Source organism: Brevibacterium samyangense (genome assembly GCF_039529845.1).
GTDB lineage: Bacteria > Actinomycetota > Actinomycetes > Actinomycetales > Brevibacteriaceae > Brevibacterium > Brevibacterium samyangense.
Genome location: NZ_BAAANO010000018.1, coordinates 120,869 through 145,125, shown reverse-complemented (window position 1 = coordinate 145,125; position 24,257 = coordinate 120,869). Strand labels below are relative to the sequence as shown.

The following is a 24,257-nucleotide window of genomic DNA, read 5'->3' as shown; positions in this document are numbered from 1 at the left end:
AAGGAGAACCCCCATGCCCCGCATCACCTCCGTCGAACCCCTTCACATCAACCGTTTCCTGTACGTGAAGGTCACGACCGACGACGGGCTCGTGGGCTTCGGGGAGTCGGGAGCCTGGGGTTCCAGGAAGCCGCGGCCGAGGTCGTCCGGTCCTTCGGCGAATACCTCGTCGGGCAGGATCCCCGGCGGATCACCCATCACTGGGAGTTCATGTACCGCGCTTTCCACTTCCGCGGGGCGGCCATCATGGGCGCACTGAGCGCCATCGACATCGCGCTGTGGGACCTCGCGGGCAAGCGCCTCGGCGTGCCGGTGCACGAACTGCTCGGAGGGGCGAGCAGGACCTCGGTACGTGTGTACACACACGTCACCGGGTCCTCGCTCGCGGACCTCATCGACGATTGCACCTCGGCGGTGCGCGCGGGGTACACCGCAGTCGGCCACCTGTCACCGTTCCTCGACGCGGATCGCTCCCGGCCCCAGCACGAGACGGGAACCCGCTACATCCGCAGTGCGGCGGACAACCTCCACCGCATTGCGGAGGCCACCGCCGGAGCAGTCGACCTCTGTGTCGAGCTCCACCGCCGTCTCACCCCTGCCGAGGCGATCCGGTTCGGCGATCAGGTCGTCGACTGCGACCCCCTCTTCCTCGAGGACCCCGTCCGCCCCGACAACCTCGACGCGATGGCCTCCGTGGCACAGCGCTCCCGCGTCCCCATCGCCACCGGCGAGCGCCTCCACACCGTCGAGGAGTTCCAGATGCTCCATTCCCGGGCACCCATTGCCTACACCCGCATCAGCGTGTGCCTCGCCGGCGGTATCACCGGCGCCATGCGGATCGCCGCAGTCGCACACGCCGTCGGGTCCCAGGTCGTGCCGCACAATCCGCTCTCGCCGCTGAGCACCGCAGCCTGCCTCCAGGTGGCGCTCGCCGTGCCGAACCTCGCGCTCATGGAACTGCCCGACCACGAGCGCATGCCCGCCACTGCGCTGTACACGGCCTCCGGGGACGCCCGCCAGGAGATCTCCCAGAAGGACATCGTGGTCGGCACGCCCGAGGCGGTCGAGGGATACGTTCCCCGGAGCCAGGCGCCCGGGCTGGGTGTTCACGTCGATGAGGCCGTGGCAGGCAAGTTCCCGCCCACGCGTGTCCCAGTGCTCACCCGCCTCCGCGTCGACGGGTCGGTCATCGACGAATGACGCGGCCGCGCCGGTCCGGAAGACGATTCACACGTCTCGGGAAGCGGATCACACATCGAGAAGGAGAGAACTGATGGCGAAGGTCGTGATCGTCGGTATGGGTGCAATGGGATCGGTCTATGCCGCTCTCATGCAGGACGCCGGCCACGAGGTCCACGGGGTGAGCCTCTTCGAGGACCATGTGGCGGCGGTGAGGGCACACGGGCTCCGTGTCGACGACGATCGACGGTCTCGGAACCGCCGACCTCGTGGTCATCGCGACGAAGGCGTTCGATGTCGAACGCGCAGCGCACGATGCGCGGCCCCTCGTCGGTTCCGGGACGATCGTCCAGTCGATCCAGAACGGTCTCGGATCGGCCGACCGGGTGGCCGGCGTGCTCGGCCCCGAACGATTGTCCGTCGGTGTCGTGGGCGGCTTCGGCGCCTTACTTCCCGAGCCGGGTGTTGCCCACCACAACGGTATGGAACTCGTCCGGTTCGGCTCGTACGGAACGTTGCCGGCGGCAGAGGTGGCTCGCGGCGCCGAGGTGTGGAGCACCTCGGGATTCGACGTCCGTCTGTTCGAGGACATCGACCGCATGGTGTGGGAGAAGTTCATCATGAACGTCACGTTCTCCGGCCCGGCGAGTCTCACGGGGCTCACGATCGGACAGATCCTTGACGATCCGGACGCGTGGCCGGTCGCCCGCGCGTGTGCTCTGGAGGCGATCGCGGTCGCCCAGGCCAGGGGAGTGGCACTCGAGGTCGGTGATCCCCTCGAACACATCCGGCACCTCGGCGGAGCCATCGGGAACGCGCGCCCCTCGATGCTCATCGACGTCCAGCACAGGCGGCGGTGCGAGATCGATGCGATCAACGGCGCCGTGGTGACCGCTGCAGCGGGCACCGGGGTGCCGACGCCCGTGAACGCCGCGGTCTCGTCCCTCGTGAGGGCCATGGAGCGCACCTATCTCTGAGGCCCGAGCCGTGAAGGCCCGCTCCTGCGCACGCATGTCACCGTCGCCTCCGCCGCGCCCGTGTCACCGACGAATATTCTTGACCGATCGGTCTTGAATGATCGGTCAAGAAAACGTACTCTCGTGTTATGGGCAGAATTCCCGAGTTCGACCGCAGTGCAGTCCTCTCCCGTGCCGCGCAGCAGTTCGCCGAGTACGGCTACGAGGGCACGTCGATGAGCCGCCTCGTCGAGGCCACCGGGCTCCAACGCGGCAGTATCTACGCCGCATTCGGCAGCAAGGCCGAACTCTTCCGCGAGAGCTTCACGGGCGTCGTCGACGCTCCGGGGCTACAGGCGGACCTCCTCACGGATCTCCTCACCGTCGCACTGCGAGAGCGCGCGGCGGTCGACGGGAAGGTGGCCGACGGTGCGGTCCGGGCCATCGCGCGCCTCGGTGAGGAACTCGCGCGCGGGGCCCACCGCAGCGGGTCCCCGCAGGAATCCTCCGCGCGATCGGGAACCCTCGTCGCCCACCGGCTGTTCGCCCGCCTGCTCGACCGCGCAGGCATCGCCGACCGCGTCGCCCGCACGCGCGGCGAGTGAGAAAGGAAACACCATGGCACGCACGACCATCACCGACGACACCCTCACTATCACGATGACCGGCCTCCGCCGGATCGGCACGTTCCGGAACGAGATCACGGTCCCGCTCGCCCATGTCCGAGGCGCCACGTGGGATCCCGGCATCTCCACCCGCTGGCCGGGCCTCCGGCAGGCGGGCACCTGGCCCGGGTACAAGCGCCTCGGCACGGACGTGCCCGGTCGCTACCTCGGGGGCACCTTCGTCCAGGACGGCGAACCGGTCTTCTGGGACGTGAAGGACCCGGAGAAGGCCGTCGTCATCACCCTCACCGACGAGGAGTTCGTCCGCGTCATCGTCGAGGTCGACGACCCGGAATCCGTCGTGCGGGAGATCGAGACCGCCCTCGCACACTGAGGCGCGACCCTCCTGCCTGTCTCAGAATGAGAAACGCATCACAGTGTGGAACGCGATCCGGGGGACAATCCAGGGCGCGCTTCTCACGGGAGAGCGTGAACGGACCAGAAGGAGACCCACGGATGAGCGCCTCGGCAACGGAGACGGGCCCCGTCACGGAAGCGGACGCGGTGGAACACACGACCACCACCCCACGCCAGATGCGGAAGATCGCCGCCGCGAGTGCGTTCGGCACCGGCATCGAGCTCTACGACTTCCTCATCTTCGGTCTCGCCGCCGGCCTCGTGTTTCCCCAGCTCTTCTTCCCGGAGTCCGAACCGGTCATCGGCGTCCTGCTGTCCTTCATGACCTTCGGTGCCGGGTTCGTCTCCCGTCCGCTCGGTGGCATCGTCTTCGGCCACTTTGGTGACCGGTTCTCCCGGAAGACGATGCTCGTCATCTCGCTCGTCGCCACCGGCGTCTGCACCGTCGCGATCGGTCTCCTCCCGACCTTCGCCTCCGTCGGGCTCCTCGCCCCCACCCTCCTCGTGGTCCTCCGCGTCCTCCAGGGCTTCTTCATGGGCGGCGAGCAGTCCGGCGCCTTCATCATGGTGACTGAACACGCGCCCCGGGGGCGCAAGGCCTTCTTCGGTGCCTTCGTCACCGCCGGGTCCCCGATCGGCAGCATCCTCGGCATCGGCGTCTTCAACCTCGTCGCGATCGCCACCGGCCCGGCCTTCCTCGAATGGGGATGGCGGATCCCCTTCCTCGCCTCCGCGATCCTCATCGCCATCGGCATCTACATCCGCCTCGACGTCGCCGAGAGCCCGGTCTTCAAGCGCCTCGCTGTCGAATCGGGCGCCGGCCCGAAGCTGCCGCTCGCACGGGTGTTCGCCACTGCGTTCCCGCTCCTCCTCGGCGGTGCGCTCGTGAACCTCGGCTTCAACGCGTTCATCTTCATCATCAACTCGTTCAGCACGAGTTACGGCACCGCCCAGCTCGGCCTCGAACGCACCGACATCCTCTTCGTGAGCCTCGTGGGCTCCGTCGGTCAGCTCATCGCCGTGTTCGTCGCAGGCGCCCTCGCCGATCGCTTCGGCATCTTCCGGGTCATGGTGTGCGGCGCCGTCTTCCAGGTGCTCTGGGCGTTCCCGTTCTTCCTCCTCTTCGACACCGCACAGCTGCCGCTCGTGTACCTCGCGTTCATCGTCGCGTACATCGGCGTGAGCTTCGTCTTCGGCCCCATGGCCGCCTTCTACGTGAGCCTCTTCGCGCCCGAGGTCCGCTACTCCGGCGTCGCGTTTTCCTACAACCTCGGCGCGGTGCTCGGCGGCGGCCTCTCGCCCACGATCGCCCAGGCGCTCCTCGCGCAGTCCGGCGGCAGCACCGGCATCTCCGGGTACATCGCCCTCGCGGGTGTGCTCTCGATCGTCGGCCTCCTCATCACCTCCCGCCAGGTGCGGAGGACGGAACTCGCCCTCAACCGTGCGTGAGTCCGCCGTGACCGGACTCCCGGCATCCCTCGCCGCTGCGCTCGACCGCGGGCCCGTCGTCCTCGACGGCGGGCTCGGCACACTTCTCGAGTCCCGCGGCAACGATGTGAGCTCCGACCTGTGGTCGGCGCAGCTCCTCTGGGACGATCCGGACGAGATCCGGGCCGCCCACGAGGAGTTCTTCACCGCCGGTGCCCAGATCGCCACCACCGCCTCCTACCAGGTGTCCTACCCGGGAGTGGCCGCCGTGGGCCGCACCCCCGCCGAGGCGGACCGCGCCCTCGCCGCATCCGTCCGCCTCGCGCAGGAGGCGCGGGAGGGTGCCGGGCTCACGCCCGACGAGGCGTGGATCGCCGCCTCGGTCGGGCCCTACGGTGCGTACCTCGCCGACGGCAGCGAGTACACGGGTGCCTACGGGCTGAGCACTCGTGAGCTGCGGGCGTGGCACCGGCCGCGCATGGAAGCACTGGCAGGATCCGGCGCCGACCTCCTCGCCCTCGAGACGGTCCCGTCCCTCGCCGAGGTCGCAGCGCTGTGCGCAGCCCTCGCGGACCTCGACGCCGGCATGCCCGCTTGGCTCAGCGTCACCGTGAAGGACGGGCGGCTGCGCAGCGGGGAGTCGCTGACGGACGCTTTCGCCCTCGCTGCGGACTGCCCGGACATCGTCGCCGTCGGCGTCAACTGTTGTGATGCCGTGGACGTGACGCCCGCTCTCCGCCTCGCCCGGACCGTCACCGATCTCCCGCTCGTCGCCTATCCGAACAGCGGCGAGGTCTGGGACGCACGGGCCCGCGCGTGGTCCGGGACCGGTGCTTCGCTCGCAGCGTACGTGGGGGAGTGGGCGGACCTCGGAGCCTCCCTCATCGGCGGATGCTGCCGGGTGACTCCCGCGGAGATCCGCCGGATCGCCTCGGCCCTCGCGGGCCGCTGGAATCCTTCCCAGCGGCGTCCGCCCGACGCCCAGCCGGCACTCGCCCCAGTACGAGAGCATCCACGGCGAAGGGAAGCGGATTCTCGGGCCTCGACATCCTCGTGCTGATGACGTACTGCGCGCACGACGGGCTGGGGACGGCGTGTGCGGGAGGAACCGTCATGACGAAGGATCGCGACTTCAAGAAACTCGTCCGTGCCCGCATGGAACGCACCGGCGAGAACTACACGACCGCGCGGCAGGCGCTGCTCGATTCTCCTGCCCCCACGAACGTTCGATCGGATGTTCCCACGGCTGCCGAGGCGACACCCACCCCCTCGACCGGGGCCGCGTCCCCAGCCTGGCGCACCACCCTCGATCCGCAGGCCGCCGCGTTCTACGACCGCACTGTCCGCGCGTTCTTCGACGACGCAGGCCGCCTCACCCGGATCCCGACGAAACGCCGCGCGAAGGTCGTCGTCCTCTTCGAGCTCCTCTCTCGCTTCGACCTCGACCGGACGTACACCGAACCGGAGGTGAACGCCGTCATCGGCGCCGTGCACGAGGACGTCGCGACCCTGCGGCGCGAACTCGTCGACTACAGGTGGATGGAACGACACGGAGGTTTGTACCGGCGCGCGACGGAGTGGCCGGTCCGGAGCGCCTCGGTCGCCCAGGAGGTCGAACCCTACGAGAGCGCCTGGTTCTCCTCCCTCGGCCTTCCTTGCCGGAATCGACCGTCCGCCCGGAGCCGTCCGCTCGGAGCCGTCCGCTCGGTCGGGAGTGACAGTCCTCCCGGAACCGTTCGCCCGGCCGGGAGTGAACGTTCGCCGCGACGTGACGGTCGAACTCGGTGATACTGAGGACATGCACATCACCGACGAGGACGTCGACACCTTCATCGCCTCCTCCGATCATGCCGACTCCCTCCGTACGCTCGATACGCTCATCCGGGCCTCACTGCCCACGGACACCGGGCGCGTCGTGTGGCGCGGGACGCTGTGGGGCGGCACCGAACAGGCGATCATCGGGTACGGGCGCGTCACCCAGCCGCGCTCGAACGGTGGGACCGTCGAGTGGTTCCTCGTCGGCCTCGCCCGCCAGAAGCGGAATTTCAGCCTCTACGTCAACGCCGTCGACGGCCGGCAGTACCTCGGGCAGAAGTACGCGGACCGGCTCGGGAAGGTGACGATCGGCGCGGCGAGCATCGGCTTCACCCGCATCGAGAACCTCGATCTCGAGACACTCCGCACCCTCCTCGCCGAGGCGGCGGCCTCCTCGGCGGCTCCCGAGGCTCCCGAGGCGTCCGTCCGGCCGGCGAGGCGCGGCACCTCAGCGGGGTCTGCGGACACCGGGGCCGGTGACGCCTCGGAACTCGAGGATCTCCTCGCCCGGGTGAAGCCGAGGAAACGCGTCCGCGACGCGCGTACGCTCCTCGACCTCTACGCCCGCGTCACCGGAGTGGAGCCCCGTGTGTGGAAGGGGATCGTGGCGTACGGGAGCTACCGGTACCGCTACGACTCCGGCCACGCGGGCGAGGCGCCGGCCGCCGGGTTCGCACCCCGCAGCAACGCCACCGCTCTCTATCTCTCCGACGGGGTGGGTGCCCATGCGGAACTCCTCGCCGATCTCGGGCCGCACGAGGCGAAGGTCGGGTGCGTGTCCATCAAGGACCTCGAGCTCGTCGACCTCGACGTCCTCGAACGCCTCGTCCGGAGTTCCTACGAGGCGCTCACCGGCGTCGACGTGTGGACCGGACGGGCCCGTGAGGGAGGAGCGGCGCCGGGCAACGGGGCGTGAACCCGGGCGTGGGGTGAGCCCGCCGCGGGGAACTCCGGGGAACGCTATTCCGCGATCTCCCACCGCACCTCGTCCGCCGTCTTGTCCGGCCGCAGTCCACGCCACACCGGATGCCGCAGGCGCCGGTCCCCGGTGAGCCCCGAGGCCGCGACCTCGGCGACGAGTTTCGGCGTCACCCAATGGGCATCACGACGGTCCGCCGGCGGCACGTCCGGTGCCGCGGGAGTCTTCCGCACCATTCGCCCGAGGCGCCCCGCGAGTTCCGCGAGCTCCTCCCCGTCGAATCCCGTGCCCACCCGTCCCGCGTACGTGAGCCCGTCCACCTCCGGGACCGCGAGCAACAGGGAACCGAACGTCGCCGCGCGCTCGCCCCTGCCGTCCCTCCACCCGATGACGACGACCTCCTGCGCATGAGCGTGCTTGAGCTTGACCCAACCCGAGGCGCGCCTGCCCGGGAGGTACCGCCCACCTGCACGTTTCGCGACGACGCCCTCGAGACCGAGTTCCTCACTCACCGCCAGGGCATCCGCGAGATCCGTTCCGAGGTCCTCCGGCACGTGGATCCGGCCACCGCGCCCTTCCCGGATGTCCCGCGACTTCTCCGCGAGCGCACGGAGGATCCCGCGGCGCTCCGTATAGGGCGTGTGGAGCAGGGATCCGTGTGCGGCCGTGTGGAGGATGTCGAAGACGAAGAGATCGACGGGGGCCTTCTCCGCCGCGGTCCGGATCTCGCGCTCGCCGGAGAGTCGGCCCCGGCGTTGCAGCCGGGAGAAGCTCGGCCGGTTCCGGGCGTCCAGACTCACGATCTCCCCGTCGACGACGGTGCCCGGGGGAAACGCCTGTGCGAGGTCCTCGAGTTCCGGGAACGTCCTGCGGAAGTCCTCCCCGCCGCGGCTCCGGAGAGCCCAGCCCTCGCCCACAGCGCCGATCGCCCGGTATCCGTCCCACTTCGCCTCGAACACCCAGTCGTCGCCGCGGACGTCGGACGGATCCCCTGCTGTCGCGAGCATCGGTGCGGGGAGTGGGTCCGGGACCGTGGCCGAGGCGCCGGAGGACGTGGACCTGGAGGTGCGGCGTACCTCCGCATTCGAACGTGTGTTCGATCGTTCCTCATTCCCGCTGCCCGCCCCGGTGTCCGTGGAGGCGCGAGCAGTGGTGCGTGAGGAGCCACGGCGGCTCCGGGGCTGTTTCTTCGTGAGTTGCACGAGCCACGACGCCGGGTCCTCGTCGTCGGTCCGGACGAACACGTACCGGCGGGGGACCCCACCGAGGCCGCCGTCGGGCCGACCGTCGAGAACGGCGATGACCTCGTCGTCCTCCCACTTCTCGATTTCGATCGTCCCGGAATCCCAGATCGTCACCTCGCCCGCACCGTACTCACCCTTCGGGATCGTGCCCTCGAAGGTCGCGTACTCGAGCGGATGGTCCTCGGTGCGCACCGCGAGGCGCCGGGTCCCCACCTCGAGCGGAGGCGCCTTGGGGACGGCCCAGGAGACGAGCACTCCGTGGTGCTCGAGGCGGGTGTCGAAGTGGAGGCGACGGGCGTGGTGTTCCTGGACGACGAAGATCGGCGTGTGGTCGGGCGCGTCCGAGGCGTCCGTCGGGGAGTCCTCGGGTACCGGTTCCGGGGTCTTCGCCGGATCGCGCTTCGCGCGGTACGTCGAGAGAGCATCCTCGGGAGGTGACGGGGCCTCCGGAGGGAGGGGCGCCTCGGCAGCGGAGGTGGTCCCCGAGGTATGCGCACCGAAGACCTCCCCGAACGGGTCGAGGCCGGCCTCGACCCGGGAGCGGACCGCGTGGATGTCGAGATGGTCGAGGTCCTCCCGGCCGATCTCCTCCCAGGTCCGGGGTGCGGCCACGAAGGGACGTGCACGCCCGCGCGGGGAGTACGGCGTCACCGTCGTCTTGCTCGCCGAGTTCTGGCTCCAGTCGAGAAGGACCTTCCCCGTGCGTTTCGCCTTCTTCATGTCGCTCACGACGAGGTCGGGCCGGTCGGCCTCGAGGGACCGCGCGAGTTCGTGTGCGACCTCGGAGACCTGCGTCGAGGAATACCTGCCGTCGAGCGCCGCGTACAGGTGGATGCCCTTCGAACCCGAGGTCACCGGCACCGACGGCAGCCCCATGTCGTCGAGGATCTCCCGGCACGCGAACGCGACCTCGACACATTCCGGAAGGCCCGCGCCCTCGCCCGGGTCGAGATCGAGCACGAGTCGGTCCGGGTTCTCCGGTGTGCCCTCGGGTCCGAACCGCCACTGCGGGGTGTGGAGTTCGAGGGCAGCGACCTGAGCGAACCAGGCGAGGACCGACGGGTCGTCGACGACCGGGTACGCGTTCGAGTGGTCGGAATGCTCGACGGTCCCCCGGGGCACCCACGACGGCGCCGAGTCCTCGAGGTCCTTCCGGAAGAACGACTGTGCGGGGTCGTCCGCGGTCCCCACGCCGTCCGGCCACCGCTTCCGCGTCACCGGACGGTGGGCCGCCGCGGCCATGAGCACCTCGGCGACGGCGAGGAAGTACCCGAGGACATCGCCCTTCGTCGTCCCGTCCTCGGGGTAGAGGATCTTGTCCTCGTTGCTCAGCGAGAGACGACGCCCGCCGAGCCTCACGGTGCGACGTCGTGCGGGACTCATGAGCACTCCCTCCCTCGGGCCCTCGTGGGCCTTCACTCTAGCCCTGGCCCTTCCTAGGATGGGAGAGGTCGACGACGATCGTTCCAACGCCCGCCCCGTGCGGGGGCCCGAGGAGGACGGCATGCGAGCACTGTGGTCCGGAGACGTGGCGTTCGGCCTCGTGAGCGTTCCGGTGAAGCTCTACTCGGCCACACGGGACCACGACGTCTCGCTCCACCAGGTCCACGACGCCGACGGCGGACGCATCCGGTACGAACGCCGCTGCGAGGTCTGCGAGAAGACGATCGACTACGAGGACATCGACAAGGCGTACGCCGACGGCGAGGACACCATCGTCCTGCGCGACGAGGAGATCGAGGCGCTCCCGGCGGACCGGGAACACGAGATCGAGGTCGTCCAGTTCGTCCCCGACGACCAGATCGACCCCCTGTCCCTCGAGAAGAGCTACTTCCTCGAACCGGCCTCGCGCTCGCCCAAGGCGTACGTCCTCCTGCGCCGGACGCTCGAATCCACCTCCCGCACGGCCGTCGTCCAGTTCGCCCTGCGGTCGAAGACCCGCCTCGGCGTGCTCCGCGTGCGCGGGAACACGATCGTCCTCCAGGCCATGCGCTGGGCCGACGAGGTGAGGGAGGCGGACTTCGAGGCGACGAAGAAGCCCCCGCGGATCAGCGCGAAGGAACTCGAGATGGCCGAAGCACTCGTCGAGCAGTACTCCGAGGACTTCGAACCGGAGAAGTACGTCGACGAATACCAGGAGCAACTGCGCACGCTCATCGAGGAGAAGATCGAGAAGGGTGAGGCGCTCGACACCGAGGCGACCTTCGGCTCCCCGGACGAGGACGAGGAGGACGGCGGGAACGTCGTCGACCTCATGGAGGCGCTCAAGCGCAGCGTCGACTCCCGGCGGGGGAACGGCAGTGGGAACACGAAGTCCGCCGGCACGTCCTCGGCGAGGAAGACCGGCGGGAGCACATCGTCCACGAAGAAGTCGGGCGGGAAAGCGTCTGCCACGAAGAAGTCCGACGCGAAGAAGTCCGACGCGAAGAAGTCCGACGGGAAGAAGTCCGCGGCGTCGAAGAAGAAGACCTCAGGGAAATCGGGGACACGCGGGGACTCCGCTGGGAAGAAGCCGCAGAAGAGGGAACGGAAGGCCAGCTAGTCTAAGGACATCCCAGGGCCGCGCCCGGCCCGCACTCCGGACCACAGGACGCGCATGACCGCCGCACCCCTCGACCCCCACGACGACATCGCCGTCGCCTTCAACCGCCTCCTCGAGGCCTGGGCGCACGGATTCGCCGCCCGACTCTCCGCTGAGGTGCCCTACGACCTCGGGGACACCGAGTACCGGATCATCTCCCTCTTCGCCCGTGCCGACGTCCTCGGCCCCAGCGAACTCGCCGCGCGCATCGGGATCGGCCTCCCGTCCATCAGCAAGGCCCTCGCGAAACTCCGCACCAAGGGCCTCGTCACCACGAGCCGCGATCCCCATGACGGCCGGGCTCTCCTCGTCCACCCTACCGAGGAGGGCCGACGGGTCGCGCTCGCCCTCCGCCGGGCGGGGGCCGACATGGCGCGGACACTCGTCGCCGACTGGGACGCCGCGGACGTCGAGGACCTGCGCCGGCTCATCATCGGCTTCGCCGAGGCCACGGAGAAGCTCGCCCGCAAGCTCTGATCGCAGCAGCCTCCCTCCTCCGGGAGGGTCACGCGGCCACGTCGTCCCGCCGGGGCACGAGGAACAGGGAGGCCGCGGGAGTGAGCGCCACGAGCGCGAACGCGAGCGGGTAGCCGACGACGGTGATGAGGGCGCCCATGCTCGGGCCGACCGCCGCAGCCATGAGGAACTGCCCGGTGTTCTGGATCCCGAGTGCCTTGCCCGACCACCCGGGCCCGGCGGCCTCCGCGATCGCGGTGAACTCGAGGCCGTTGTCCGCCGTGCTGATGAGCGTCGCGAAGACGAGTGCCACGAGCGTGAGCACGGCGACCCCGAGGAATCCCGCGGATCCGATGAGCAGCATCCCCACCACGCACAGCACCGCGACCGCCCGGATCACGGTCGTGCGGGACCCCACCCGGTCGCTGATCCCGCCGATGACGACGCGTCCGACCGCGCCGACGAGCTGCGCGGACGCGACCGCGATCCCCGCGTCCGCCCCCGACCATCCCTGGTCGGCGATGAGGAACACGAGTCCGAAGGTCGCGAGGGTGTACTGCGGCACCGTGAGGAGGACGGAGACCGCGTGGATCCGGAGGAGGAAGGACGACCGGCGGTACGGATTCCCGGAAACGTCGTCCGTGGCGCCGGCCGCCGCCCCCGGCGGAGGCGGGGCGGTGCCGGGAGCACCGGGCGCCTCGGCGGCGGATGCGGGAGGGGCGAGATCGCCGTCCTCGAGCGGAACGGCACGCGGGGCGCGAGGCGCATCGCGGATGAGCAGTGCGCAGGCGAGAGTGAGGGCCCCGAGCACGGCGGCGACGAGGAGGAAGGGGGCCGGAATCCCCGAGGTGCCCGCGAGCCCCGGCACCACGAGCGCGGCGACGGCCACGCCGAGCGGCTGCGACATCTGCCGGATCCCCATTGCGAGGCCGCGCCGCTCACGCGGGAACCATCCGACGACGAGGCGCCCGCTCGCCGAGTTCGTCCCTCCCGCAGCGGCCCCCGACAGACCGAGGACGAGTGCGAGCCACACGAAACCGGTCACCCAGGCCGCGAGGAGCGCGACGAGGACGCACGCACCCGTGCAGGCGGCGATCGCGACCCGCTCCCCGAACCGATCGGCGAAGGCTCCCCAGAGGACGAGGGTGAAACAGATGCCGACGCTCGGCGCAGCGGCGAGCATTCCCGCCTGCGCGAGCGGGACCCCCTGGGTGACGTGGAGGAGGGGGATGAGATACGCCGGCACGGTGATGAGGAACGTCGTCGAGGCGTGGGCGAGGACGCCGAGGGCGAGCATGAGCCAGGCGTGGGGGCGCGCCGGGGAGCGCGGACGGGTCGGGGAGTCGGTCACGTTCCGACCGTAGTGCGGGCATGGGTCGGCCCGTCGCCGCCGGTCACATGGCGGGCGACGGGCCGAGGTGCAGCTCAGGCGGTCGCGAGTCCGGTCTCCGGGAGGAGATCCGTGTTGAGCTCGGTGCCGTTCGCACGCGCGAGCTCCTCCTCGAGGGTCCGGACGCGGGGGATGATCTCCCGGCCGAAGTGCTCGACCTCCTCCTGGAAGTGCAGGTACCCGGTGAGGAGGAGGTTCACACCGATCTTCTTGAAGGCGACGATCCGCTCCGCGATCTCGTCGGGGGTCCCGATGAGTCCGGTCCTGAAACCGTCGTTGTACTGCACGAGGTCCTCGAAGCTCGACTCCGCCCACATGCCCCTGCCGTCCTTCGTCGAGGAGCCTGCTTCCTTCACCGAGTTCGCGAAGCCCTCGACGGCGGGCCGGTGTGCTTTCGCGACGATCTCGCGGAGCGTGTCCTCGGCTTCCTGCCGACTGTCACGGGCGATGACGAATCCGTTGAGACCGAACCGCGGTTTCGCCGGTGCGCGGCGCGGCTCCGCTGCGGCCGAGGCGAGCACGCCTGCGATGTTGTCCGGGAAGTCCTCGAGGGACTTGCCGTTCGAGAAGTACCAGTCGGCGACCCGACCGGCGGTCGCCTGGGCGGCAGTCGAGTTGCCGCCGAAGAAGATCTCCGGGTGTGCGCGATCCGGGATCTCGAGCGGCGGGGGACTGAGGGTGAAGTCGGTGATGTCGTAGTAGTTCCCGGACTGCGAGTAGTCCGTCTGCGTCCACAGTCCGCGGAGGGCGTCGATGAACTCCTCGGTGCGCACGTACCGCTCGTCGTGGTCGAGCCACGGCAGTCCGAAACCGGTGAACTCGTCCTTGAGCCACCCGGAGACGATGTTCACGGCGGACCGGCCACCGGAGACGTGGTCGGCGGTGATGACGAACTTCGCGAGCACGCCGGGATGCCACATCCCCGGGTGGACCGCGGAGATCACCGTGAGCCTCTCGGTCGCGCCGAGGAGAGCGAGCGAGAAGCTCGTGGCCTCGTGCTGCTTGTCCGCACCGTAACTCGCGGCGTACCGCGTCTGCGTGAGTGCGTACTCGAAACCGACGTTCTCGGCGATCCGCGCGAGCGTCCGGTTGTAGTCGAACGTCCAGTCGGTGCGCTGCTCGATCGTCGAGATCACGAGTCCGCCGGACACGTTCGGTACCCAGTACGCGAACTTCAACGGGGTCTCGAGGTCCGCGGCCGGGCTCACTGCGGTCGCCTGCAGGGGCGACGAGGTGGTAAGGGATTCGCTCATGGGGTCCTCCGATTCGTGAACGACGGGTCCGCACGAGTGTGTGACCTGCGCCTCGGAATCACCCCCGGCCGTGACGTACGGGTGACGCGGAACGCCACACGACGTCACATGCCGAGGTGGGGGAGGGTGTGCTCAGTCGCCGTCCGGGCCCTCGATCATCATGTTGTCGATGAGGCGCGCCGCCCCGACCCGTGCCGCGACGAGCGCGAGCCCCGGGACCCGGTCGGTCGGACGCAGCGTCGTGGGATCGACGACGAGGAGATGGTCGAGCTCGACGTCGTCCGTTGCATCGATGAGTGCACGCAGTTCGTCGAGTCCCCAGTCCTCACCCGCACGTGCCCGGTCGGCGAGGACGAGCAGCGCCCGCGACAGCACCGTTGCTGATTCCTTCTCCGCCTCGCTCAGCAGTTGATTGCGGCTCGAGAGGGCGAGCCCGCTCGGTTCCCGCTGCGTCTTCACGGGTCGCACCGTCACCGGGATCGAGAGGTCCGCGACCATGCGTTTGACGATCATGAGCTGTTGGGCGTCCTTCTCGCCGAAGTACGCGCGGAGATCCGCCCCCTTCGGCATGAAGATCTGGAACAGCTTGGCGACCACCGTCGCCATCCCGTCGAAGTGTCCCGGACGCGAGGCGCCCTCGAGTACCCGTCCCATCTCGCCGGAGGACACCCCGATCGCCGGGGCGTCCGGGAATCCCGGGTACATCTCCTCGACGCTCGGCGCGAACACGAGGTCGACGCCGCCGCGCTCGAAGATCTCCATGTCACCGGTGAGATCGCGCGGGTAGGTGTCGAAGTCCTCCTGTCGGTCGAACTGGAGGGGATTCACGAAGAGCGATGCGGCGACGACGGCGTTCTCGGCGACGGCCGCCTCCATGAGGGCGGTGTGGCCGGCGTGGAGTGCGCCCATCGTGGGGACGAGTCCGACGGACTCCGCGCCGCGTTCGGCCACCAGCCGGGCGAGCTCGACACGGAGTTCGTCGATGCCGTGCACGAACACTGTCCGGGTCCGCACGTCGCTCACTCCCCGCCCTCCGGAGCGCCGCTGCCGGCAGGCCCGGTCGCGGAGGGGTCGGTGACGACGAGGGTCTCGAGGAACGCACGCATCGCGCCGCGGAACGGTGCGGGTTTGCGGGTCTCCGTGTCGATCTGGACGACGACGGACTCGGCGCGCGACTTGAGCTCCCCGTCGACAAACAGCCCCTGCTCGACGACGAGCGAGGTGTTCCCGATGCGCTTGACGCGCGAGCCGATGTCGACGTTCGCCGGCCAGTGCGTCTCCCGGAGGTACTGGACGGTGATCTGGGCGATGACGAACTCGGAGTTCTCGGCCTCCGCGCCACCGGCCTCGCGGGCCTTCTCGATGAACTCGACCCGCCCGGTCTCGTAGAAGGTCGAGTAAACGGCGTTGTTCACATGACCCTGTTTGTCCGTGTCGGCGTAGCGCAACTTGTCGTAGGTGCGCAGGGGAAAATCTTCCAAACGTGCTTCTGCAGCCATGTCTCCATCTTGCCATTCGGGGGCGGCGGGGCGATCCCCGCTGTCCGGTGATGCACCTCGGCCCCGGTGCGCGAACGGGCGTGCACGCCGGGGCCGAGAACGGACGGGGAGGTCAGTACGCCTTGACGCGCTGTTCGACCTTGAGGTGGATGAGAGCGAAATCACCGTTCCGGGTCGCTGCGAACGCGGTGTCGAGGGCGGCCGGGATGTCCGCGTCGCGGTCGACGAGGATGCCGACGCCGCCGAATGCCTCGGCGAACTTCGCGAAGTCCGGGTTCGCGAGCTGCGTGCCGGAGATCCGGCCCGGGTAATCGCGTTCCTGGTGGGTGCGGATCGTGCCGTACTCGCCGTTGTCCATGACGATGACGAGCGGGGTGGCACCGTACTGCTTCGCGGTCGCGAGTTCCTGTCCGTTCATGAGGAACTCGCCGTCGCCGGCGATCGAGACGACCTGACGGCCCGGGTAGTTGAGTGAGGCGGCGACGGCCGAGGGGATCGAGTACCCCATCGATCCGTTGCGGGCCGAGAGCATCGAGGCGTAGGAGTTCGTCGGGAAGTAGCGGTGGGCCCAGTTCGTGTGCTCACCGGCACCGAAGGTCACCATCGCGTCCTCGTCGAGGCGTGCGACGAGGTTCGCCATCATCGTCGCCATCGTCGAGATGCCCTCGCCCGGTTCGGTGGACGGTGCGGTCGCGAACGCCACCTGATCGGCCCGGAGGCTGTTCGTCCACGTGCGCCATTCGTCGCGCACCGGCAGGTCCATCCGGATGAGGTCCCGGACGAAGACGTCCGGCTTCGCGACGATCTGGTGCGAGACCGGACCGGACCGACCGCGGAGGGTCGGATCGATGGTGACGAGGAAGTTCTTCTTGTCCCAGTTCTGCCGGGTCGTGAACCCGTCGGTGATGACGTCGCCGGGGACGGTCCCGATGAAGACGATGAGGTCCGACTTCTCGAGCAGCTCGTGGGTGAATGCCGGGCGCCCGTAACCGATGGGGCCGACGTACGACGGCGAGGAGAAGGGCACGGTGCCCTCGCACCGCCACTCGGCCGCGGCCGGCAGGTTGTGCGCCTCGAGCCACGCGGTGAAGCGTTCGGCTCCCTGCGTCGTCCAGTCGTTGCCGCCGTAGACGAAGAGCGGGCGCTCGGCCCCGAGGAGGGCGTCCTTGAGGGCCTTCCAGTCCGTCACCGTCATGCCGCCGTTGGCGATCGGGATGACCGGATGGAGCACGCCGTCGTTCGGCAGTTTGATGATGTCCTCGGGGAGGCCCACGACGACCGGGCCGGGGCGTCCGGAGACCGCGGCGAACATCGCCTCGGCGACGATCTCCGAGGCGCGCTCGGCGTGATCGAGCACCATGACACGCTTCGCGCCGGACTCGAACCACGCCTTCGGGTCGAACTCCTGGAACGCTTCCTTCTCGCGGTGCTCGAAGGGGATGAGGCCCACGAACAGGACCATCGCGGTCGAGTCCTGCCACGCGGTGTGGAGACCGACGTGCGCATTCGCGGCGCCGGGACCGCGGGTCACCATCGCCACCCCGGGGACCTCGTTCATCTTGCCGTCGGCCTCCGCCATGTAGGCGGCCCCGCCCTCGTGGCGGCAGACGACGGTCTCGATGTCGGAGTCGTGCAGGCCGTCGAGGACGTCGAGGTACGACTCTCCGGGGACCACGTACACGCGCTTCACCCCGTGCTGGGAGAGAGACTCCACGATCATGTGTCCGGCGGACACGGGCGTGTCGTTGATCTCCTGGGTCATCGTCTCACTTCCTCGTGATGTGTGTGCATCGACGGCCGATCGCACAGTGGGCGTGGTCACAGATTCTCACCGATCTCTCGCTGCTCCATGGGCGTCTATCCAAGATGCAAGACTAGGACCGAGGTCTCACCGGGAAGCCCCCGATCGTGAGACCTGCGTCATCGTTCGGAATCCTGTTCCGCCCTTCGGGTCGGTCCTCGACGTTACAGGACCATGACCCGAATCCCCAGGAAGGTACGTCCGTGAGTCCTCAGTCCTCCTCTTCGTCCCGTCGCCGCACGTGGTGGACCCTCACCGCGGTGGTCGCCGTCGCGCTGCTCATCGCCATCGGTGTGTTCATCCGGCTCGACCCGCGGCTGTGGACGACGCCCGAGGGCACCGCCGAGGCGGTCGCGCGGTCGTTCGAGGACGACACCGTGGGCGCTGCGCCCTGGGTGGACGCCGAGGCGGTCGACGGTGAGTACGCCGCCGTCACCGGGCCGTTGCGCTCGGTCGGCATGGACGCTCCGGCCGTCGTCACGGTGACGGGGGTGAGCGAGGCCGACGGTGGACGTGCGGAGGCGACCCTCGAATGGAAGTGGTACTCGCCGCGGAACGAGGGAGCGAGCGCCCCGGACTGGACGTACGAGAGCACCCTTCCGCTCGTGAAGCAGGACCTCAAGTGGCAGGCCGAGTTCGCTCAGGCGGTCGTCCACCCCTCCCTGCAGGACGCGGTGTTCGCGGTCGATCCGGTCGTCGCTGCGCGTGGCGAGATCCGGGCCCGGGACAATCGCGTCATCGTCGCCGACGCCACGGTCGTCGACGTCGGGATCGAGCCGGGGAGGATCGAGGACCTCGACGAGACCGTGGACGAGGTCGCCTCGCACCTCGACGTCGACGCCGCGGAACTGCGGACCCGTATCGAGGCCGCTCGACCCACCCACTTCGTCCCGGTCATCACTCTCCGCGAGCCGGACTACCGCGCCGTGGCGGAGGACATCCGCCCGATCCCCGGCACCGTGTTCCGGGAACGAACGCAGGCGCTGGCGTTCGACCGTGAGTTCGCCCGGTCCCTCATCGGTACCGTGGGCGAGGCGACGGCGGAGGACATCGAGAACGGCGGCGGCGCGGTGCTCGCCGGTGACGTCGTCGGACGCAGCGGGCTGCAGAAGGCCTTCGAGGCCGACCTCCGGGGGGAGGACGGATTCGCACTCCGCACCGTCCCGGAGTCGGGGGAGCCGGAGGAGGACGCGGAACCGCTCCTGCAGATCGACGCGAGCGCCGGTCCGGCCCTGCGCACGACTCTCGACATCGACATCCAGAGGGCCGCGGACGCCGCCGTCGACGCCGCGCCGAAACCCGCCTCGCTCGTGGCGATCGACCACACGACGGGGGAGATCGTCGCCGTCGCGGACGGTGGTGCCGGCGACGACGGCTACAACCGGGCGCTCCTCGGGACCTATGCGCCCGGATCCGTCTTCAAGGCGGCGTCGACCCTCGCGCTCCTGCGCAGTGGTCTGGCGCCCGAGGACTCCGTGCCGTGCCCGGAGACGACGACCGTGGAGGGCAAGGAGTTCCGCAATGCCGAGGGGCACGCGTTCGGGGACGTGCCGTTCCACGAGGACTTCGCCGAGTCGTGCAACACCGCGTTCGTGAACGAGGCCGACCGCGTGAGTGCGCAGGAGGTGCAGGAGGCCGCGCAGGACCTCGGGATGCTCGACAACACGATCGGGACGGATGCCGTCGCCGGCACCGTCGATCCGCATGCGGCCGGAGTCGACTTCGCCGCGATGATGATCGGGCAGGGCACGGTGACGGCGTCCCCGCTCGGCATCGCGACGATGAGCGCCTCGATCGCCGCCGGCCGCCCGGTCGACACCGTCCTCCTCCCGGACCACGTGTCCGCGGACGACGCTCCGGCGTCCTCACTGCGGCCGGAGGAGGCCGAGGTGCTGCAGGACCTCATGCGCGAGGTCGTCACCGACGGCACCGCGAACGCGCTCGCGGACGTACCCGGGGACCCCGTGTACGGCAAGACCGGTACTGCGGAGTACGGGTCCGAGGTACCGCCGCGCACCCATGCGTGGTTCACCGGGTGGCAGGGCGACCTTGCGTTCGCCGTCCTCGTCGAGGACGGCGGCTTCGGTTCGGAGACCGCGGTCCCCGTGGCGGAGGAGTTCCTGCGCGGTATTCCCCGCTGAGAGGGCTGGTCGGCGACAGGGCTCCACCCGGCCGGCAGCTCCGCGTGAACACCCTGTTAAAGCTTCCCGGGGGAGTGTTGCAGGCGTCGGTTCCCGTGATGCCGACCACATACAGTACCTCGCATGACAGTCACAGCCGCTTCGTCCTCGCTCCCCATGCCGCAGTCCGACGCCCTCGTCGAGATCTCGCACGTCGAGAAGTACTTCGGCGACTTCCACGCCCTCAAGGACATCGACCTCTCGATCAGCAGGGGTGAGGTCGTCGTCATCATCGGCCCCTCGGGGTCGGGGAAGTCGACCCTCTGCCGCACGATCAACCGGCTCGAGACGATCCAGTCCGGTGAGATCCGGGTCGACGGCGTGCCCCTGCCGGCCGAGGGGCAGGAACTCGCGCGCCTGCGGGCGGACGTCGGGATGGTCTTCCAGTCCTTCAACCTCTTCGCCCACATGTCGATCCTCGAGAACGTCACGCTCGGGCCCATCAAGGTCCGGGGGATGAAGAAGGCCGAGGCCGAGAAGCTCGCCATGGAGCTCCTCGACCGGGTGGGCATTGCGCATCAGGCGCAGAAGTTCCCCGCCCAGCTCTCCGGTGGCCAGCAGCAGCGCGTCGCGATCGCCCGGTCACTCGCGATGAAGCCGAAGGTCATGCTCTTCGACGAGCCGACCTCCGCGCTCGACCCCGAGATGATCAATGAGGTCCTCGACGTCATGGTCCAGCTGGCGAAGGAGGGGATGACGATGGTCGTCGTCACCCACGAGATGGGATTTGCGCGCAAAGCCGCCAATCGTGTGGTGTTCATGGCGGACGGTGAGATCGTGGAGACCGGCGACCCCGAGTCGTTCTTCACGAACCCGCAGTCCGCTCGCGCACAGGACTTCCTCTCGAAGATCCTCACGCACTGAGCGTCGGAGCACCGGCACCGCGCCCTCGATCCCCGAAAGGACCTCCTCCATGCACACTCGTCCCGTCGTGTACGTCCCCGAGGACATCGGCCCCGATGCGATCGAGGCATTGTCCGCGGACTGCACCGTGGTCGTGGGGTACGGGCCAGAGGCGGTCCCCTTCGATGAGGCGGCACCGACGCTCGAGGCGGTCGTGCTCCTCGGGTTCCCGTTCCCGGCCGGGCGGATCGCCGCCTGCCCCCGACTGCGGGTGATCGCGCGGGCCGGCGTCGGGTATGACGCGGTCGACGTCGAGGCGGCGACGGCGCGCGGCATCCCGGTGACGAACACCCCCGGGGCAAATGCGTCTTCCGTCGCCGAAGTCACGATCGGGCTGCTCATCTCCTGCTTCCACCGGATCCCGGAACTCGCTCCGGTGACGGACAAACGTGCCTCCCGGGCGTACCCCGGCAAGGAACTGCGGGACGCGGTGCTCGCGGTCGTCGGCGCCGGTGACATCGGGTGCGAGGTCGCCCGCATGGCCGCTGCCCTGGGTATGCGCCCGGTCCTCGCGGTGGCGCCCGGGTCCTCCGAGGCGCGGATCGGCAGGATCCGGGAGCGCGCCTCGGCGCTCGGCGCGGAGGTCATGGACCTCGCGGAAGCGGCGGAGATCTGCGACGCCCTCAGCGTCCACACGCCGCTCACCCCACAGACCCACCATCTGGTCGACGCCGACCTCCTGTCCCGCATGAAGCCCGATGCCGTCGTCCTCAACACTGCGCGTGGGGGAGTGGTCGACGACGCCGCGCTCTTCACGGCGGTGCAGGAGGGGCGCCTCGGCGGAGCGGGGCTCGACTGCACCGAGGTGGAGCCGGTGCCGGCGGACCACGAACTGCGGACGTTGCCGAACATCGTCGTGCTCCCGCACGTCGGCAGTCTCACCCATCAGACCCGCCGTCGGGTGGGCCTCTCCGCCGCGTGGGCGGTCCTCGACGCCCTCGCCGGGCGGGAACCGGAGCACGTCGTCAACCGGGAGGCGCTCGGGGCGGATCAGGCCCCTCTCGCCTCGGGTTACGGCCGTGTGACGGCGTTTGCCGAATCTCGACCGCAGGGAAATCCTGCGGTAACTCCGACGGTCAATGTGTGACACATCACATCCCTAGCCTGCTGGCAGGCCGGAATCCCCGGCAACCAGCGCCACCTAGGAGACACCATGAAACGCATGCACCTCGGCATCGCCGGAGCTTTCGTCGGGCTTCTCGCCCTCACCGCCTGCGGCCAGAGCGGCAGCCCCACCTCCGGCGGTGAGTCCGCTTCGGAGGCCGCCGAGTACACGATCGCCGAGGACGTGGCGATCGAGGGGAGCCCCACCTGGGACACCATCCAGGAGGCCGGGAAGATCCGCGTCGGGATGGCCTTCGATTCGCCCGGACTGTCCTACAAGGGCACCACCGACGAGGAACCCGCGGGGTACAACGTCGAGGTCGCGAAGGTGATCGCCGCCGGCCTCGGACTCACGGCCGACCAGATCGAGTACGTGGAGACCGTCACGGCGAACCGTGAGCCCTTCCTCCAGAACGGCCAGGTCGACATGGTCGTGTCGAGCTACACGATCAACGACGAACGCAAGCAGGTCGTCGACTTCGCCGGCCCGTACTTCACCGCCGGTCAGGACCTGCTCGTCGCCGAGGGTTCGGACATCACCGGCCCGGACTCGCTCGCGGGGAAGACCGTGTGCGCGACGGTCGGTTCGACGCCCGCCCAGAACATCACGGAGAACTACCCGGATACGGAACTCGTCACCTACGACGGCAACGCGAAGTGCTTCCAGGACCTCCAGAGCGGAAACATCGACGCCGTCACCACCGACGACATCGTGCTCCGCGGCTTCGCGGCTGCGAACGAGGGCTTCGAGGTCGTCGGTGAGACGTTCAGCGAAGAGCCCTACGGTGCCGGTGTGCCCAAGGGTGACGACGCATTCCGTTCCGCGGTGAACGACGCACTCGAGGAGGCCTCCGAGGACGGTAACGGCGATCTGCTCACGGCCTGGGAGGCCTCGTTCGGTTCCGCCGACGGCTACCAGGACCCCGCTGTCGACCGTTACTGATCCCCACCGCGCACGACGATCCGGCCGGGCCCTCACCCGGCCGGATCGTCCGGTGCGTTCCCCGAGAGGCACTCCATGACCACCACCGAAGTCCTCGTGAACTTCGCGCACGGAGTACTCGGAGCTCTCGAGCTCTTCGTGCTCTCCGCGATTTTCTCCCTCGTCCTCGGCGCCGTCCTCGCGGTCCTGCGGGTCTCGCCCATCCCCGTCTTCCGGGCGGTCGGCACCGTGTACGTCACCGTTGTGCGGAACACCCCGATGGTGCTCCTCATGTTCTTCTGCGTGTTCGGCCTGCCGTTCCTCGCCGTGCGATTCAGTGACACCGCTGCCGTGAATTCGTTCATCTACGCCGTCATCGCGCTCAGCCTCTACACTGCGGCGTTCGTGTGCGAGGTGTTCCGGTCCGGGATCTCGACGATCCCGGTCGGACAGTCCGAGGCCGCTCGCGCCATCGGCCTGAATTTCTTCCAGAGTCTGCAGTTCGTCATCCTCCCGCAGGCGATCCGCACGGTCGTCGCCCCACTCGCGAGCGTCCTCATCACGATGCTCAAGGGCACCTCGATCGCCTCGGCATTCAACAACCAGGAGATCATCTACGCGATGAAGAACGCGATCGAGAAGCGCGGTGACATCGTCATCCCGATCCTCCTCGGTACCGCGCTCGTGTACCTCCTGCTCAACCTGGCACTCGGCCGGGTCTTCTCCTACCTCGAACGGAAGGCGGTGATCCTCCGATGAGCACCCAGGCCGCTCTTGCCCACTTCGACGTGCCGGGTCCGCGTACCGTCCGCAACATCCGGATCCTCACGGTCGTCGGCATCATCGGTGTCCTCGCGCTCGCGGCGTTCGTCGTCTACCGGTTCTGGGTGACCGACCAGCTCGACCCCGCGAAATGGTCGCCGTTCACCTACGTGGACATCCAGGAGGCACTCCTCCTCGGTGTGTGGAGCACCGTGCAGGTCGCGGCGGTGTCCGCGGTCCTCACGCTCGCGATCGGGTTCACCTTCGGGATCCTCCAGCTCTCCCACCGGAAGTGGATCACGATCCCCGCGCGGTTCCTCGTCGAGGTGTTCCGCGGTGTCCCGGTCCTCCTCCTCATTTTCATCATGTTCTACCTCGGCCAGGGCACGCTCAGTTCCTTCTGGTCCGTGTGCCTCGGCGTGGCCGCGTACAACGGCATGGTCGTCGCGGAGATCGTCCGCGCCGGCATCCTCTCGGTCCCGAAGGGGCAGCGGGAGGCGGGCATGTCGATCGGTCTCGGCCGTGGTCAGGTGATGCGGGAGATCCTCCTGCCCCAGGCGCTCCGGGCGATGGCCCCGACCCTCGTGAGCCAGATGGTCGTCATGCTCAAGGACTCCGCGCTCGGCTACATGGTGAACTACACGGACCTGTTGTACGTCGTGAACAACATCGGCCGCGACTTCAACAACCTGCTGCCGACCTTCATCCTCGGCGCCGGGATCTACGTGTGCCTCAACCTCTGTATCTCGGGAATCGCGAAGCTCCTCGAGAAGCGCCAATCGCTCAAGGTGGCCGCGAAATAGCACGGCCGTCCATCCCGCGCACGGCGCAGCCGTGCGGAAC

The 24,257-nt window shown here is 69.0% G+C and carries 22 protein-coding genes and 1 pseudogene; 17 read left to right on the top strand and 6 right to left on the bottom strand.

Translation table 11 applies throughout. The annotated features are described in order from the left end of the window. Positions 1-102 precede the first annotated feature (102 nt). The 9 genes and pseudogenes from ABD172_RS10560 to ABD172_RS10520 form a co-directional block, all read left to right on the top strand. Positions 103-318, top strand: a pseudogene (locus ABD172_RS10560) (galactonate dehydratase); the annotation flags it as partial. Beyond that, entirely contained in the window at positions 307-1,200 is an 894-nt protein-coding gene (locus ABD172_RS10555; protein WP_344309453.1) for a mandelate racemase/muconate lactonizing enzyme family protein, read from the top strand. The pseudogene ABD172_RS10560 and the gene ABD172_RS10555, both read left to right, overlap by 12 nt. A 209-nt stretch (positions 1,201-1,409) precedes the next feature. Next, the gene (locus tag ABD172_RS10550) at positions 1,410-2,156 is read left to right on the top strand and encodes a ketopantoate reductase family protein (protein ID WP_344309427.1); all 747 of its coding nucleotides are present in this window, start codon (positions 1,410-1,412) and stop codon (positions 2,154-2,156) included. A 128-nt stretch (positions 2,157-2,284) separates the two neighbouring features. Then, positions 2,285-2,740, top strand: coding sequence for a TetR/AcrR family transcriptional regulator (locus ABD172_RS10545; protein ID WP_344309425.1), 456 nt, complete (start codon positions 2,285-2,287; stop codon positions 2,738-2,740). 13 nt (positions 2,741-2,753) lie between these two features. Then, a complete protein-coding gene (locus ABD172_RS10540) occupies positions 2,754-3,134 on the top strand; it encodes a hypothetical protein (protein WP_344309422.1) in 381 nt (126 codons plus the stop codon). Between the two features lie 122 nt (positions 3,135-3,256). Continuing rightward, a complete protein-coding gene (locus tag ABD172_RS10535) occupies positions 3,257-4,606 on the top strand; it encodes an MFS transporter (RefSeq protein ID WP_344309420.1) in 1,350 nt (449 codons plus the stop codon). Positions 4,607-4,613: 7 nt separating this feature from the next. Continuing rightward, entirely contained in the window at positions 4,614-5,645 is a 1,032-nt protein-coding gene (mmuM, locus tag ABD172_RS10530; RefSeq protein WP_344309418.1) for a homocysteine S-methyltransferase, read from the top strand. A gap of 53 nt (positions 5,646-5,698) precedes the next feature. Further along, positions 5,699-6,373 carry a DUF2087 domain-containing protein gene (locus ABD172_RS10525; protein WP_344309416.1) on the top strand — a complete coding sequence of 225 codons (675 nt, stop codon included), beginning with the start codon at positions 5,699-5,701 and terminating at the stop codon, positions 6,371-6,373. A gap of 10 nt (positions 6,374-6,383) precedes the next feature. Beyond that, on the top strand, positions 6,384-7,316 hold the full coding sequence (locus tag ABD172_RS10520; protein WP_344309414.1) for a DUF1801 domain-containing protein: 933 nt from the start codon (positions 6,384-6,386) through the stop codon (positions 7,314-7,316). Between the two features lie 44 nt (positions 7,317-7,360). On the opposite strand, the gene ABD172_RS10515 is transcribed toward ABD172_RS10520, so the two are convergent. Next, positions 7,361-9,946, bottom strand: coding sequence for an ATP-dependent DNA ligase (locus ABD172_RS10515; protein WP_344309412.1), 2,586 nt, complete (start codon positions 9,944-9,946; stop codon positions 7,361-7,363). Between the two features lie 121 nt (positions 9,947-10,067). On the opposite strand from ABD172_RS10515, the gene ku reads away from it, so the two are divergent. After that, the gene (gene ku / locus ABD172_RS10510) at positions 10,068-11,105 is read left to right on the top strand and encodes a non-homologous end joining protein Ku (protein ID WP_344309410.1); all 1,038 of its coding nucleotides are present in this window, start codon (positions 10,068-10,070) and stop codon (positions 11,103-11,105) included. Positions 11,106-11,159: 54 nt separating this feature from the next. Next, entirely contained in the window at positions 11,160-11,621 is a 462-nt protein-coding gene (locus ABD172_RS10505) for a MarR family winged helix-turn-helix transcriptional regulator (RefSeq protein WP_344309408.1), read from the top strand. A 28-nt stretch (positions 11,622-11,649) separates the two neighbouring features. Here the strand turns inward: ABD172_RS10505 and ABD172_RS10500 are convergent, their stop codons facing one another. From ABD172_RS10500 to ABD172_RS10480, 5 genes are all read right to left on the bottom strand, one after another. Next, positions 11,650-12,951 (bottom strand): MFS transporter, encoded by a 1,302-nt coding sequence (locus ABD172_RS10500; RefSeq protein WP_344309406.1) that lies wholly within the window; start codon positions 12,949-12,951, stop codon positions 11,650-11,652. Between the two features lie 74 nt (positions 12,952-13,025). Then, positions 13,026-14,243, bottom strand: a complete 1,218-nt coding sequence (gene sfnG, locus ABD172_RS10495; RefSeq protein ID WP_344309404.1) for a dimethylsulfone monooxygenase SfnG — start codon at positions 14,241-14,243, stop codon at positions 13,026-13,028. A gap of 132 nt (positions 14,244-14,375) precedes the next feature. Next, a complete protein-coding gene (panC, locus tag ABD172_RS10490; protein WP_344309402.1) occupies positions 14,376-15,257 on the bottom strand; it encodes a pantoate--beta-alanine ligase in 882 nt (293 codons plus the stop codon). A 5-nt stretch (positions 15,258-15,262) separates the two neighbouring features. Next, a complete protein-coding gene (locus ABD172_RS10485) occupies positions 15,263-15,742 on the bottom strand; it encodes an acyl-CoA thioesterase (RefSeq protein WP_344309400.1) in 480 nt (159 codons plus the stop codon). 112 nt (positions 15,743-15,854) lie between these two features. Continuing rightward, positions 15,855-17,504, bottom strand: coding sequence for a thiamine pyrophosphate-dependent enzyme (locus ABD172_RS10480; RefSeq protein WP_344309398.1), 1,650 nt, complete (start codon positions 17,502-17,504; stop codon positions 15,855-15,857). A gap of 242 nt (positions 17,505-17,746) precedes the next feature. Between ABD172_RS10480 and ABD172_RS10475 the strand changes: the two genes are divergently transcribed. The 6 genes from ABD172_RS10475 to ABD172_RS10450 all read left to right on the top strand — a co-directional run bounded on the left by ABD172_RS10475 (position 17,747) and on the right by ABD172_RS10450 (position 24,217). Then, complete coding sequence (locus ABD172_RS10475) at positions 17,747-19,684, top strand: penicillin-binding transpeptidase domain-containing protein (RefSeq protein WP_344309395.1); 1,938 nt, start codon at positions 17,747-17,749, stop codon at positions 19,682-19,684. Between the two features lie 156 nt (positions 19,685-19,840). Then, entirely contained in the window at positions 19,841-20,587 is a 747-nt protein-coding gene (locus ABD172_RS10470; RefSeq protein ID WP_344309452.1) for an amino acid ABC transporter ATP-binding protein, read from the top strand. A gap of 49 nt (positions 20,588-20,636) precedes the next feature. Then, the gene (locus ABD172_RS10465) at positions 20,637-21,713 is read left to right on the top strand and encodes an NAD(P)-dependent oxidoreductase (protein ID WP_344309393.1); all 1,077 of its coding nucleotides are present in this window, start codon (positions 20,637-20,639) and stop codon (positions 21,711-21,713) included. Between the two features lie 66 nt (positions 21,714-21,779). Next, positions 21,780-22,673 carry a glutamate ABC transporter substrate-binding protein gene (locus tag ABD172_RS10460; RefSeq protein ID WP_344309391.1) on the top strand — a complete coding sequence of 298 codons (894 nt, stop codon included), beginning with the start codon at positions 21,780-21,782 and terminating at the stop codon, positions 22,671-22,673. Between the two features lie 75 nt (positions 22,674-22,748). Beyond that, a complete protein-coding gene (locus tag ABD172_RS10455; RefSeq protein ID WP_344309388.1) occupies positions 22,749-23,411 on the top strand; it encodes an amino acid ABC transporter permease in 663 nt (220 codons plus the stop codon). Beyond that, positions 23,408-24,217, top strand: a complete 810-nt coding sequence (locus ABD172_RS10450; protein WP_344309386.1) for an amino acid ABC transporter permease — start codon at positions 23,408-23,410, stop codon at positions 24,215-24,217. Before ABD172_RS10455 ends, ABD172_RS10450 begins: the two co-directional genes overlap by 4 nt. Positions 24,218-24,257 lie beyond the last annotated feature (40 nt).

Bases quoted from the DNA above. Each gene is read 5' to 3' on its own strand.
- ABD172_RS10545 (WP_344309425.1), top strand. From the start codon at position 2,285: ATGGGCAGAATTCCCGAGTTCGACCGCAGTGCAGTCCTCTCCCGTGCC.
- ABD172_RS10540 (WP_344309422.1), top strand. From the start codon at position 2,754: ATGGCACGCACGACCATCACCGACGACACCCTCACTATCACGATGACC.
- ABD172_RS10535 (WP_344309420.1), top strand. From the start codon at position 3,257: ATGAGCGCCTCGGCAACGGAGACGGGCCCCGTCACGGAAGCGGACGCG.
- ABD172_RS10525 (WP_344309416.1), top strand. From the start codon at position 5,699: ATGACGAAGGATCGCGACTTCAAGAAACTCGTCCGTGCCCGCATGGAA.
- ABD172_RS10520 (WP_344309414.1), top strand. From the start codon at position 6,384: ATGCACATCACCGACGAGGACGTCGACACCTTCATCGCCTCCTCCGAT.
- ABD172_RS10515 (WP_344309412.1), bottom strand. From the start codon at position 9,946: ATGAGTCCCGCACGACGTCGCACCGTGAGGCTCGGCGGGCGTCGTCTC.
- ku (WP_344309410.1), top strand. From the start codon at position 10,068: ATGCGAGCACTGTGGTCCGGAGACGTGGCGTTCGGCCTCGTGAGCGTT.
- ABD172_RS10505 (WP_344309408.1), top strand. From the start codon at position 11,160: ATGACCGCCGCACCCCTCGACCCCCACGACGACATCGCCGTCGCCTTC.
- sfnG (WP_344309404.1), bottom strand. From the start codon at position 14,243: ATGAGCGAATCCCTTACCACCTCGTCGCCCCTGCAGGCGACCGCAGTG.
- ABD172_RS10485 (WP_344309400.1), bottom strand. From the start codon at position 15,742: ATGGCTGCAGAAGCACGTTTGGAAGATTTTCCCCTGCGCACCTACGAC.
- ABD172_RS10480 (WP_344309398.1), bottom strand. From the start codon at position 17,504: ATGACCCAGGAGATCAACGACACGCCCGTGTCCGCCGGACACATGATC.
- ABD172_RS10470 (WP_344309452.1), top strand. From the start codon at position 19,841: ATGCCGCAGTCCGACGCCCTCGTCGAGATCTCGCACGTCGAGAAGTAC.
- ABD172_RS10465 (WP_344309393.1), top strand. From the start codon at position 20,637: ATGCACACTCGTCCCGTCGTGTACGTCCCCGAGGACATCGGCCCCGAT.
- ABD172_RS10460 (WP_344309391.1), top strand. From the start codon at position 21,780: ATGAAACGCATGCACCTCGGCATCGCCGGAGCTTTCGTCGGGCTTCTC.
- ABD172_RS10455 (WP_344309388.1), top strand. From the start codon at position 22,749: ATGACCACCACCGAAGTCCTCGTGAACTTCGCGCACGGAGTACTCGGA.
- ABD172_RS10450 (WP_344309386.1), top strand. From the start codon at position 23,408: ATGAGCACCCAGGCCGCTCTTGCCCACTTCGACGTGCCGGGTCCGCGT.